General features: G+C 66.8%; 9 protein-coding genes. 5 read left to right on the top strand and 4 right to left on the bottom strand.

Features of this window, described 5'->3' with window-relative positions; all coding sequences use genetic code 11:
- Window positions 1-495, bottom strand: a 495-nt coding sequence (locus RBB16_RS19590; RefSeq protein WP_306047719.1) for a transposase, incomplete at its 3' end; no start/stop codon positions are given.
- Between the two features lie 176 nt (window positions 496-671).
- On the bottom strand, window positions 672-1250 hold the full coding sequence (locus RBB16_RS19595) for a DUF1285 domain-containing protein (protein WP_306047720.1): 579 nt from the start codon (window positions 1248-1250) through the stop codon (window positions 672-674).
- Window positions 1251-1335: 85 nt separating this feature from the next.
- On the opposite strand from RBB16_RS19595, the gene RBB16_RS19600 reads away from it, so the two are divergent.
- The 4 genes from RBB16_RS19600 to RBB16_RS19615 all read left to right on the top strand — a co-directional run bounded on the left by RBB16_RS19600 (window position 1336) and on the right by RBB16_RS19615 (window position 8239).
- Window positions 1336-2343 carry a MoxR family ATPase gene (locus RBB16_RS19600; RefSeq protein ID WP_306047721.1) on the top strand — a complete coding sequence of 336 codons (1008 nt, stop codon included), beginning with the start codon at window positions 1336-1338 and terminating at the stop codon, window positions 2341-2343.
- Complete coding sequence (locus RBB16_RS19605) at window positions 2340-3233, top strand: DUF58 domain-containing protein (protein ID WP_306047722.1); 894 nt, start codon at window positions 2340-2342, stop codon at window positions 3231-3233. Before RBB16_RS19600 ends, RBB16_RS19605 begins: the two co-directional genes overlap by 4 nt.
- 178 nt (window positions 3234-3411) lie before the next feature.
- A complete protein-coding gene (locus RBB16_RS19610; RefSeq protein ID WP_306047723.1) occupies window positions 3412-6171 on the top strand; it encodes a DUF4159 domain-containing protein in 2760 nt (919 codons plus the stop codon).
- Window position 6172: 1 nt separating this feature from the next.
- The gene (locus RBB16_RS19615; RefSeq protein WP_306047724.1) at window positions 6173-8239 is read left to right on the top strand and encodes a hypothetical protein; all 2067 of its coding nucleotides are present in this window, start codon (window positions 6173-6175) and stop codon (window positions 8237-8239) included.
- Between the two features lie 115 nt (window positions 8240-8354).
- On the opposite strand, the gene RBB16_RS19620 is transcribed toward RBB16_RS19615, so the two are convergent.
- Both RBB16_RS19620 and RBB16_RS19625 read right to left on the bottom strand, forming a co-directional pair.
- The gene (locus RBB16_RS19620) at window positions 8355-8705 is read right to left on the bottom strand and encodes a hypothetical protein (RefSeq protein WP_306047725.1); all 351 of its coding nucleotides are present in this window, start codon (window positions 8703-8705) and stop codon (window positions 8355-8357) included.
- A gap of 54 nt (window positions 8706-8759) precedes the next feature.
- Window positions 8760-9467 (bottom strand): DUF599 domain-containing protein, encoded by a 708-nt coding sequence (locus RBB16_RS19625; RefSeq protein ID WP_306047726.1) that lies wholly within the window; start codon window positions 9465-9467, stop codon window positions 8760-8762.
- Window positions 9468-9550: 83 nt separating this feature from the next.
- Between RBB16_RS19625 and RBB16_RS19630 the strand changes: the two genes are divergently transcribed.
- Entirely contained in the window at window positions 9551-10990 is a 1440-nt protein-coding gene (locus RBB16_RS19630; RefSeq protein ID WP_306047727.1) for an FAD-linked oxidase C-terminal domain-containing protein, read from the top strand.
- Window positions 10991-11048 lie beyond the last annotated feature (58 nt).

The following is an 11048-nucleotide window of genomic DNA, read 5'->3' on the forward strand; positions in this document are numbered from 1 at the left end:
GATGTCCCGGTGAATGGAGGAGAACGGCCAATCCGCTGGCCGCGCGACCAATCCGTGTTTCACCGGGTTGCCCCAGCAATAAGCAACATGCGCCCGGAAATCGGCGACGTCACGGATCGTATGTTCCCAGAACCGCCTTTGCCAGATCCCCCGCTCTCGCTTGGCCCGTTTGCTCGGGGAAACCGTAGGGTGGGCAATGATGCCCACCTTCACCCCCACCATCCTTGTGAACCGGTGCTTGATCTTGCGCCAACGCTCCGAATAGGCGCTGTCCCCCTCCGGCAGGGTCCAGACCGCGTGCAGATGATCGGGCAGCACGACCATGGCATCACAGCGGATCGGCGCATGGCGGACGGTTGCCCGGTAGGCGCGGCGCAGGTCTTCGATATGGTCGGTCAGCAGGCAGGAGGATGGGTCGGCAAGATTGACGGTAAAGAAGAAGCTGCCACCGGGGGCTCTGGATCGGATGTAGTTGGCCATGGGAGCAGAAAGCATGAACGCCGTTACCGGCACGTTAACGTGAACGGTGGGCAAACTGCCCACCCTACGCAGGCGGCGCTCCAAACGCTCCTGCCATCTCCACACGCTCTTATCGCTTCGGCTTGAATTTCGGACGGTTCACCGCGGAAGACGCGGTGGAACAAGGGCTGCAGGTTCCGGAATTCTGAGCCTCAGACCTCCAGCTCCGCCACCGGGATGATCGGGAAGAACTGGCCGGAGGACCAGACGCCGAACATATCCACGCCCTCGACCTCGTGCGATTCGCCGAGCTCGATCATCCGGTAGAAGGTCTTGCGGTCGATAAGCGCCTCCAGCCCGGCGCGGATATGGATGTAGGGCGAGGGTTCGCCGGTCTCGTCGCGCTCCACGCGGATGGGGTGATCCGCATCCGCGACCACCACATCCTCCACATTGGTTGTGAAGGTCATGACCTGATCACGGCCATCGCCCGCCGCGTCCATGTCCACCGCCACGAAAGGGGCGTCCACCACGCGGATGCCGACCTTTTCGACCGGGGTGACGAGAAAATACTTGCCGTCTTCCAGCTTCAGGATCGAGGCAAAGAGCTTGACCAGGGGAAAGCGGCCAATCGGGGTGCCGAGGTAGAACCAGGTGCCATCGCGCCTGATTTCCATGTCCAGATCGCCGCAGAAATCGGGATTCCACAGGTGAACCGGCGGGTGCTTGCCGTCTTTCTGGGCGGCTTTCGCCGCTGCAATCAGGCTGTCGGGGGTGGCTTTCACGATCATTTGTCCGGTCTTTGCTTTTGCCGTTTGAGCTTGCCGCAATAGTTGTCTTTACTAGGAGAACATAACCATTCACCGGAGTATTGCCATGTCTGACCCCGAAAAGCTGGTCACAGAGATCGAAAATCTGGGGGCAAAGCTGGCCGAGGCCAAGGCCGCCATCGCCACGCGCATCATCGGGCAGGAGCAGGTGGTGAACCTCTCGCTCGCCGCGATGTTGTCGGGGGGGCACGCGCTGCTGATGGGTCTGCCGGGGATGGGCAAGACGCTGCTGGTCGATACGCTGTCCACGGTCATGGGGCTGTCGGGGTCGCGCATCCAGTTCACGCCGGACCTGATGCCTGCCGATATCCTGGGGTCGGAAGTGCTGGAAACCGGCGGCGATGGCGCGCGGTCGTTCCGCTTCATCGAGGGGCCGATCTTTTGCCAGCTTCTGATGGCCGATGAGATCAACCGCGCCTCTCCCCGGACTCAATCGGCGCTGCTGCAGGCCATGCAGGAGATGGAGGTTACTGTCGCTGGCGTCCACCATCCGCTGCCGCGCCCCTTCCACGTGCTGGCCACGCAGAACCCGATTGAACAGGAGGGCACCTATCCGCTGCCAGAGGCGCAGCTGGACCGGTTTTTGGTGAAGATCGACGTGGATTACCCGGACCGGGAGACCGAGAAGGGCATCTTGCTGGCCACCACCGGCACCGAGGAAGCGGTGGCGCATCAGGTGTTCGATGCCGACACGCTGATGGCCGCGCAGCAGGTTGTCCGGCGGATGCCCGTGGGCGATGCGGTGGTCGAGATGATCCTCGATCTGGTACGCGCCTGCCGGCCCGAGGATGACGACGCGCCCGCGATGGTGCGCGATCACGTGGCCTGGGGTCCGGGGCCGCGCGCGGCGCAGGCGCTGATGCTGACGGTGCGGGCGCGGGCGCTGCTGGACGGGCGACTGGCGCCCTCGCCCGAGGATGTAGCGGCCATGGCCCGGCCCGTCCTGTCGCATCGCATGGCGTTGTCTTTCGCGGCGCGGGCCGAAGGGATCGAACTGGATGCCGTGATTGACGCGGTGACCGCGCAGGCCACGCGCATCGAGGCCGCCGCTTGACCCAAACCGCGCTTCATACCGCCGAAACGCTGCGGTCCCGATCCGAAGCGGTCGCGGGCAGCCTGCCCGCGCTGCTGGCCGATGCACAGCATCTGGCGGCAACGATCCTGCTTGGGGAACACGGGCGGAAGCGGCATGGGATGGGCGATGAGTTCTGGCAATATCGCAATGCCGAAGCGGGGGATTCCCTGCGGTCCATCGACTGGCGGCGTTCGGCCCGCGCGGATGGGCTTTACGTGCGGCAGACCGAATGGAAAGCGGCGCAATCGGTGATGATCGGCGTCGATGACGGGCAGAGCATGGGATATGCGGGGGCGAAGTCACGCCCGTCGAAGCTGCGCCGGGCGCAGACCCTGGCGATGGCTTTGGCGATCCTCGCCGTGCGGGGTGGCGAACGGGTGGGGCTGACCCATCTGGCCGATCCCCCGCGGGGTGGCGAAGCGCAGCTGATGCGCATGGCGGCGGCCCTGATGGAAGAGCGGGAGACAGCGGATTATGGCGCGCCGTCGCCGCAGATCCTGCCTGCCGGGTCGCGGGCGGTGTTCTTTTCGGATTTCCTGGGGGATCTGACGCCACTGGAGCGGGCGCTTGGTCAGGCAGCAGACCGGGGAGTGAAAGGCGCATTGGTGCAGGTGTTGGACCCCGATGAGGAAAGCTTCCCCTTTGACGGGCGCACGGTGTTTGAAAGCATGGGCGGCGGGCTGCGGTTCGAGACGCTCAAGGCAGGCGGGCTGCGCGCGGCCTATCTGAAGCGGCTTGCCGCGCGGAAGGATCAGTTGCGCCAGATCGCGGCGCGGACTGGCTGGCGCTATCATTGCCACCATACCAGCGATGCGGCAGAGCCGAGCCTGCTGTGGCTTTTCCGGGCGCTCGAAAAGGGGGCGTCATGATGGCGGTGTGTGGTGGCGAATGCCCTTCGAAGGGCATTGAAACGCGCTTCGAAGCGCGTTCTGGCGCCCCGTCCAGACGTTGGCATGAGGTCTGGCATGTCGCGGGACAAATTCCTTCGAAGGAATTTGCAAGCCTCTTCGAAGAGGCTTCCCCGCGCCAAGCGGAAAGGGCGGCGTCATGATCGGACCTGTTGCCTTCACCACGCCGCTCCTGCTGCTGACGCTCTTTTTCCTGCCGATCCTGTGGTGGCTATTGCGTGCTGTGCCGCCTGCGCCCATCCTGCGGCGCTTTCCCGGCGTGGCGCTGCTCATCGGCCTCAGGGATGAAGACAGCCAGTCCGACAAAACCCCCTGGTGGCTGCTGCTGTTGCGCATCCTTGCCGTCGCTGCGGCAATCGTCGGCTTCGCCGGACCGGTTCTGAACCCTCATGAAGCGAGCGATCAGGACGGGCCTTTGCTGGTGCTGATGGATGGCTCCTGGGCCTCGGCCCGCGATTGGCCGTCCCGGATCGACCGGGCGCGGGCGCTGATGGAAGACGCGGGCCGCGAGGGCCGCACGGTGGCGCTGGTTCAATTGACAGACCTGCCGCCCGAGGGCGACATGCCCTTCCAGTCGGCCAATGCCTGGGTGGCGCGGCTGGACAATCTCGACCCGGCCCCCTTCGCCCCCGACATGGCGCAGGCGCTGGCCTGGGCGGAGGCGCTGGAACCCGGCATCCAGACCTTCTGGTTCTCGGACGGGCTGGACCATGCGGGCCGCGATGCGCTGCTGGACCGTTTGCAACAGGCCGGGCCGGTCACGGCCTTTGAAGGCAGCGGCACCCTGTTGGCCCTTGGCCCGCCCCGGTTCGAAGACGGTGCGATCCGGCTGACCGGGCAGCGGCTGGATGGCGCAGGCGCGCGGGAGGTGACCGTTCAGGGCTTTGGTCTCGACCCTGCCGGGATCGAGCGGGAACTGGCGCGCGGGCCGATGGTGTTCGACGCCGGTGAGACCAGCGCCGAACTGGAGCTCGACCTGCCGCCGGAGCTGCGCAACCGGATGAACCGTTTCGAGATCGCGGGCGAACGCAGCGCCGGCGCGGTGGCGCTGACCGATGACGCGTTGCAGCGCCGCCAGGTGGGGCTGATCGCGGGCAGTCCGGATCAGGAGGGTCAGGAGCTGCTCTCGCCGCTGCACTACCTGCGGCAGGCGCTGTCCCCCACGGCGGACCTGCTGGAAGTGGCGCTGCCCGACATGCTGCTGGCCAGCCCCGATGTGATCATCCTTGCCGATGTGGCGACGCTCTCGCCCGAGGAAGACAGCGATCTGCAGGCCTGGGTGGAGCGGGGCGGCATGCTGGTGCGCTTTGCCGGACCGCGTCTGGCGGGGTCGGACCTCGCCCGCGACAGCACCCATCCGCTGATGCCCGTGCGGCTGCGCGAAGGCGGGCGGACCGTGGGTGGCGCGATGAGCTGGGGCGAACCCAAGGCGCTGCGCGTTTTCGACGAGGTCTCGCCCTTCTACGGCCTGCCGATCCCCGAGGATGTGCTGGTCTCCGCGCAGGTGCTGGCGCAACCGGACCCGGAACTGGCCAGCCGTACCATCGCGGCATTGGCTGACGGCACGCCGCTGGTCACCCGCAGCCGGTTGGGGCAGGGGCAGGTGGTGCTGTTCCATGTCACGGCCAATGCGGAATGGTCGAGCCTGCCGCTGTCGGGTCTCTTCGTGCAGATGCTGGAACGGCTGGCGATCTCCACTCGTCCCGTAGATCCCGATGCCGCCGATCTGGAGGGCATCACTTGGGTGCCGGACGTGGTGCTGGACGCCTATGGCCAGCGGCGGGATGCCGGGAACCTGCCGGGCGTGGCGGGTGTTGACCTGGCCAATGCGCCCTTGTCGGCGACGCTGCTGCCGGGGCTTTATGCCGGATCGGATCGGCGGGTGGCGCGCAATGTGATGGCGGCTGACGCGGTTCTGACCCCGGCGGACTGGCCCTCTGATGTGCCCGTCGAGGGGCTGCGCGTGGTCGAGACGGAAGACCTCACGCCCTATTTCCTCACAACCGCGCTTGTCCTGCTGCTGCTCGACTCGCTTGCGGCGCTGTGGCTCTCGGGCCGCCTGACCGGCGCGGCGCGGGGGGCGGCGCTGCTGCTGGTGGCGCTGATGGCACATCCGGGCGAGGCGCAGGACCTCAGCGATGACGACATCCTCGCCCTGCTGGCCACATCCGAGATCACGCTAGGTTATGTGCTGACCGGGGATGAGCAGCTTGACGAGATCTCCCGCGCGGGGCTGTGGGGGCTGGGGCTGACGCTGACCAGCCGCACCTCGGTCGAGCCCGCCGCGCCAATCGGGGTCGATCTGGAAACCGACGAACTGGTGTTCTTCCCGCTGCTCTATTGGCCGGTCAGCGTCGATCAGCCGACGCCGTCCGACGCCGCCTATGCGCGTCTGAACGCCTATCTGCGCGGCGGCGGCATGATCGTCTTTGACACGCGCGACGCCGATATCGGGGCCTTCGGGGCGGGCACGCCAAATGGCCGCCGCCTGCGGGACCTGGCCGAGCCGCTGGATATCCCGCCGCTGGAACCGATCCCCGATGACCACGTGCTGACCCGCGCTTTTTACCTGCTTCAGGATTTCCCCGGCCGCCATCTGGGCCGCGATGTCTGGGTCGAGGCGGCGCCTCCCGATGCCGAACAGGTCGAGGGCATGCCCTTCCGCAACCTCAATGACGGGGTCACGCCGGTCATCATCGGCGGCAATGACTGGGCGGCGGCCTGGGCCACCTCGCCCTCTGGCCAGCCGATGTTTCCGGTGGGGCGCGGCTTCACCGGTGAACGGCAGCGCGAGATTGCCCTGCGCTTTGGCGTCAACCTCGTGATGCATGTGCTGAGCGGCAATTACAAATCCGATCAGGTCCATGTCCCGGCCCTGCTGGAACGGTTGGGGCAATGACATGACCGGATCCATCCTCTTCGACCCGCTGCTGTCCTGGCCCCTCATCTGGGGGCTGGCGGGGGCTGTTCTGGCGCTACTCGCCTTGCAGGTCTGGCGGGGCTTGCCCGGCTGGTGGCTGCGCGGGCTGGCGGGGCTGGCTTTGCTGCTGGCGCTGGCCAATCCGGCGCTGCAAAGCGAGGAGCGAGAGCCGCTGAGCGATATCGTGCTGCTGGTGATCGACGAAAGCGCCTCGCAGCGCATTTCCGACCGTCCGGGGCAAAGCGAAGAGGCGATTGCCGAGATCCGCCGAGAGGTGGCGGGTCTGGGGATGGAGCTGCGCGAGGCGCGGGTTGCGGATGCCACCGACAATCAGGGCACGCTGGCCATGGCGGCGCTGTCGGAGCTGTTGGCGGAAGAACCCCGTGCGCGCATTGCCGGGGCCATTCTGGTCACTGACGGGCGCATCCATGACCTCGACCTGGCCCCCGACCTGCCCGCGCCGCTGCATGCGCTGATCACCGGCGAAGCGACGGATTGGGATCGGCGGCTGATCATCCGCAACGCGCCCTCTTTCGCCATTCTGGACGAGGAATTCGTCATGACACTGCGCGTTGAGGATGAGGGCGCGGTGCCCGGTGATCTGCCCGATCGGGCAGAGCTGCGGATTTCCATCGACGGGGACGCGCCGCGCAGCTTCATGGTGCCCATAGGGCGGGATATGGAGCTGCCGCTGGTGTTGCCCCATGCGGGGATGAACGTGATCCAGTTCGAATTGCCGGAAGCACCGGGGGAGCTGACCGACCGCAACAATGCCGCCGTGGTGCAGATCAACGGGGTGCGCGACCGGCTGCGGGTGCTGCTTGTGTCCGGCCAGCCGCATCCGGGGCAACGCACGTGGCGCAACCTGCTGAAATCTGACCCGGCGGTGGATCTTGTACATTTCACCATCCTGCGCCCGCCCGACCGCAACGATGGCGTGCCGGTGACCGAGCTGAGCCTCATCGCCTTCCCCACGCGGGAGCTGTTTCTGGAAACCATCGACGAATTCGACCTGGTGATTTTCGACCGCTACGAACGGCGGGGGATCCTGCCGATGGTTTATCTCGACAATGTGCGCCAATACGTGGAACGGGGCGGGGCGCTCTTGATGGCGACGGGGCCGGAATTTGCCTCTGCCGCCTCGCTCTACCGCACGCCGCTGGCCGATATCATGCCGGGCCGTCCCACGGCGCAGGTGGTGGAACAGCCCTATCTGCCGATGGTGTCCGCCCTTGGTGAACGGCATCCGGTGACACGGGGGCTGAGCGATGAGCACACGCCCCTGCCCGACAGCGACGCGCCCTGGGGCCGCTGGCTGCGCCAGATCGAACTGATCGAGGATGGCGGCCAGACGGTCATGACCGGGGCCGGGGAGCGCCCGTTGCTGATGCTCGACCGGGTGGGCGAGGGGCGTGTGGCGCTGCTGGCCTCGGACCATGCCTGGCTATGGGACCGGGGCTATGAGGGCGGCGGGCCACAGCTGGAACTGCTCAGGCGGCTGGCGCATTGGATGATGGGCGAGCCCGAGCTGGAGGAAGAGGCGCTGCGGGCCGAGGCCGACGGGCAGATGATCTTCGTCACGCGCCAGACCCTGGGCGATGCGGTCGGGGCGGTGACGGTGACCTATCCGGACGGGTCGGAGCATGAGCTGATATTGGACGAAACCGCGCCGGGCCGCTTCACGGGCGAGGTGACGGGGCCGGAAACCGGGCTCTACCGGTTGCGCGAGGGCGAGGAAGAGGCGGTCATCGCGCTTGGCCCCGCCGCGCCGCGTGAGTTCGAGGAGACGCTGGCCAGCGGTGAGGCGGTGGAGCCGCTTGTGGATGAGAGGCGCGGCGGCGTGCTGTGGCTGGAAGGGGGCGTGCCGGATGTGCGGCTCGTGTCCGAGGGGCGCAATGCGGCGGGGCGCGGCTGGATCGGCCTGACCCCGCGCGGGGCCTACCTGACCACCGATATCACGGTGACGCCGCTGATTGCCGGCTGGCTCTTCCTGATGGTCGCGGCGGGGCTGATGCTGGCCGCCTGGCTGCGCGAGGGACGGCGGTAGGTTCGCCGCGCCTTCGGCCCGTCGACCGGGGGCGATTTTTGGAAAAATCGCGGGGGGCTCTGCCCCCGTCGCTTCGCTCCTCCCCCGAGGTATTTTTGCCAAGATGAAAGAGCGGTCAGGTCAGGGGGAGCGGGAAGGTGTCGTCGCCCCATCCGGTCTGGTTGGTGCGGGCGCGGATCTGGACGGTGTCTGTTCCTTCCGGCACCACGACGCCGAAGAGGGAGCGGGTGAAGGGCTGCTCGGTCACATGCGGATGGGTCAGGATGCGGGTGCCCAGTATCGTGCCATCCGGCAGTTCCACCCGCCAGCCATCGGCGTAGTCGTCCCAGCCGGTATCGCCATGCTCCAGCGTCACGTCGAAGCGCCAGCCGGTGCTGGCCTGCTCGGCCTCGGCCCCGATAATCCGGGCGGGATCGGCGAGGGCGGGGCTGGCGAGCAGCAGCAGGGCGGCAGCAGGACGGAACATGGCCGGAGACTGCCACCGCAGGGGCGGCCTGTCATATGACATCTGCGCGAGGGCTCAGCGATCAGCCTGCGCGGGGGGCAACAGGATGCGCCGGGAATGGGAGGCGAATTCGCGCGACCAGATCATGTAGCCGACCACCGCCGTGCCCGCGATCAGCGCCGCCGGGCCAAGCAGCCAGGCCAGCGATCCGAGCGAGAAATAGAGCGCGCGCAGGCCGCGGTTGAAATTGAACGCAGCGCGGATATTGACCTCGGCCGCCTGCATGGCGCGGGGCAGGGTGCGTGGGTCCTCGGGATCGTTTGGAACGGCGGCCATCAGCACCGCGCAATACCCGAACAGCCGGTTCGACCAGACGAATTTGAGGAAGGCATAGAGCAGGAAGATGCCGGTCGCCATCAGCTTGACCTCGACCACCAGGGTCGGCGTGCCGCCCAGGGTCAGGTCCTCGGCCACGCCAAGCAGCCGGTCGGCATTGCCAATCAGCGCCAGCAGCCCGCCAAGCGCGATCATCGAGGCGGAGGCAAGGAAATTTGTGCCTTGCCTGAGGCTCGACAGGATCGCCGCATCGAAGATGCGCGGCTCGCGGGTGACCATCTCGCGCATCCAGTCGCGGCGGTACTCGATCATCAGGATCGTGACCGACGGGCGGTTCAGCCGATCCGATTCGATCACCCGTCCAAGCACCAGCCAAAGGGCGAAGATCAGCGCCACGGCAAGCGCATCGAGCGGGGTGAAGAGTGCGAGCTGATCGAGACCTGTCATCCTGACAGCCTATAGCCCGTCGCAATCGCTTGCCAAACCGTGAAATTGGTTATATTTGTTTACCAAAGCGAGGGAGGTTCGCCATGGAGATGCCAGTTCCCAATCCGTCGGTCCTGTCGGGCAAGGTCCGGATCGTGGCGCGTCTGCGGGCGGTCCTGCCGCCGGATGCAGTGATCGACGCGCCGGAAGAGACCCGCGCCTATGAATGCGACGCGTTGACCGCCTATCGCTGCCCGCCTTTGGCGGCGGTCCTGCCCTCTACGACGGCGGAGGTCGCGGCGGTGCTGAAGATCTGCCATGACGAAGGCGTGCCGGTGGTGCCGCGCGGGGCGGGGACATCGCTCGCTGGCGGGGCGCTGCCGACGGCGGACAGCGTGATCCTGGGGGTCGCACGCATGAACGAGGTGCTGGAGACCGACTATGACAATCGCTTCATCCGGGTGCAGACGGGGCGGACCAATCTGAGTGTCACAGGGGCGGTGGAGGAGGAGGATTTCTTCTATGCTCCTGACCCCTCGTCGCAGCTGGCCTGCGCCATCGCGGGCAATATCGCGATGAATTCGGGCGGCGCGCATTGCCTGAAATACGGGGTGACGACGAACAACCTTCTGGGCGTGACCATGGTGCTGATGGATGGCACGGTGGTGGAGATCGGCGGCGCGCATCTGGAAGCGGGCGGGCTGGACCTTCTGGGGCTGATCTGCGGATCGGAGGGGCAGCTTGGCGTGGTGACCGAGGCTACCCTGCGCATCTTGCCCAAGCCGGAAGGGGCGCGGCCGGTGCTGATCGGCTACGACTCGAACGAGGTCGCCGGGCAATGCGTGTCCGACATCATCAAGGCGGGCGTACTGCCGGTCGCGATCGAGTTCATGGACCGGCCCTGCATCCGCGCGACCGAGGCGTTCGCGGGCGCAGGCTACCCCGATTGCGAGGCGCTGCTGATCGTCGAGGTCGAAGGGTCGGACGCGGAGATCGACGCGCAATTGGGCGTCATCACCCAGATCGCGCGCAAGCATAACCCGGTGGAACTGCGCGAAAGCCGGTCGGCCGAGGAAAGCGCGCGGATCTGGCTGGGGCGCAAGTCGGCCTTCGGCGCCATGGGGCAGATCAACGATTACATGTGCCTTGACGGGACGATCCCGGTTTCCGCCCTGCCGCTGGTGCTGCGCCGGATCGGGGAGATGTCGAAGGACTACGGGCTCGACGTGGGCAACGTCTTTCACGCGGGCGACGGCAATATGCACCCGCTCATTCTGTTTGACGCCAACAAGCCGGGCGACCTGGAGAAATGCGAGGCCTTTGGGGCCGATATCCTGAAGCTGTGCGTGGAGGTGGGCGGCTGCCTGACCGGCGAACATGGGGTGGGGATCGAGAAGCGCGACCTGATGGGGGCCCAGTTCACCGGGCCGGATATGGCGGCGCAGATGCGGGTGAAGGATGTGTTCGACCCGAAGTGGCTGCTCAATCCGGCCAAGGTGTTTCCGCTGTCGGTTTCGCAATCGCACAGGGATTTCGCCGCCTGACGGCGTCGACCCGGGGGGGGGGGGGGGGGGGGGGGGGGGGGGGGGGGGGGGGGGGGGG

It is taken from the genome of Nioella sp. MMSF_3534 (assembly GCF_030732985.1).
Taxonomy (GTDB): domain Bacteria; phylum Pseudomonadota; class Alphaproteobacteria; order Rhodobacterales; family Rhodobacteraceae; genus Nioella.